Below are 1,175 nucleotides of genomic sequence, written 5' to 3' on the forward strand. Positions count from 1 at the left end.
CGAGGGGGTGACTTAGGTTGCCCCCTCACCCGTGTGAGCCAGTAGGATGGCACTGTGAGAACAGTGCATGAGTGAAGTCCGTGTCTGACCGTGAGAGCTCGATGTAGGGATGTCCCATTCGTGCGCCGTGTCGAGAGGATATCACCCTAACCCTAACCCTAAATTCACACTCTTCACTGCAGTGGTGCGGCTGCTCATGGTGGGACGAGGAGGTCCCGCGCCTATCCTGATGGCCTCTCGGGCCATCGCCCTTCGCAAGGGACAGGCAGCAGTGCGCCCCATCGCCATCGGGGAGGTGATTATGCGCCTGGTGGGGCTTGCCATGACGCGCCTGGCCATGCCGACGCTGGTCAAGGTGCTGGCGCCCCACCAGGTGGGCGTGGGGCTTCGGGGGGGCACGGAGGTTGTGGGATGGGCGTCGCAGCTGGCCCGCTTGTCGGGACACTGCATCATGTCAGTGGACGCCCGCAACGCCTTCAACTCCGTGTCCAGACGCCAGATCTTGCGCGAGTGTGCGCAGCACGTGCCCGCACTGCTGCCGCTCTCCTGCTGGGCCCTGGCTGCTCCGACGCCCCTCTGGCTGCGGGACTCCAAGAAGGGAGCCACGTGGGTCATGGCCTCGGCCACGGGTGTGCCTCAGGGCTGGCCCCTCTCTCCGGCGCTCTTCGCGCTGGCGGAGATGCCAGTCCTGCTCACCGTAGCGCAGGTCCTCGAGAACGTGCCTGCACTTCCGAGGCCAGGGGGCAACACCCACGTGCGAGAGGACTGCAGGCCAGCGCGACCTGAGGAAATGGGGGTGGACGGCGACGAGGACTTCATCAACACCATCGTGCTGGAGGCCAACAAGATCGTGGGCGCCCTGCACAGCATGCACGAACGATCGAGAGAGCAGTGGCCCGAGGCCAGATGGGAGGGCTACCTCGAGAAGTCCGTGCGCGCGCTCGGCAACAGGGTGATGCGTGTGGATCAGTGGCTGGCAGAGACGCTGCTGCCCGAGTCCGTGCGCACTCTGCTGGAGCGCGCAGGTGCTGTGCGGGGAGAGGACGGGACTGACGAGCGCCTGGCAGAGTGGATGGAGCGGGCCACTCGACCAGAGACGCACCTGCCCACGCTCCTGGCGACGTGCAACGCCCTGGTGCTGCAAGACAGACCAGACTGGGCGATGGACGCCGCTG

At 66.0% G+C, this 1,175-nt stretch carries 1 protein-coding gene; it reads left to right on the top strand.

Annotation, left to right across the window (positions count from 1 at the left end):
• Positions 1 to 271: 271 nt before the first annotated feature.
• A partial coding sequence (locus Q8S60_RS06755; RefSeq protein ID WP_305668447.1) for a reverse transcriptase domain-containing protein occupies positions 272 to 1,175 on the top strand: 904 nt, incomplete at its 3' end.

Origin of the sequence: Parvibaculum sp. (assembly GCF_030694575.1) — a bacterium.
Taxonomy (GTDB): domain Bacteria; phylum Pseudomonadota; class Alphaproteobacteria; order Parvibaculales; family Parvibaculaceae; genus Parvibaculum.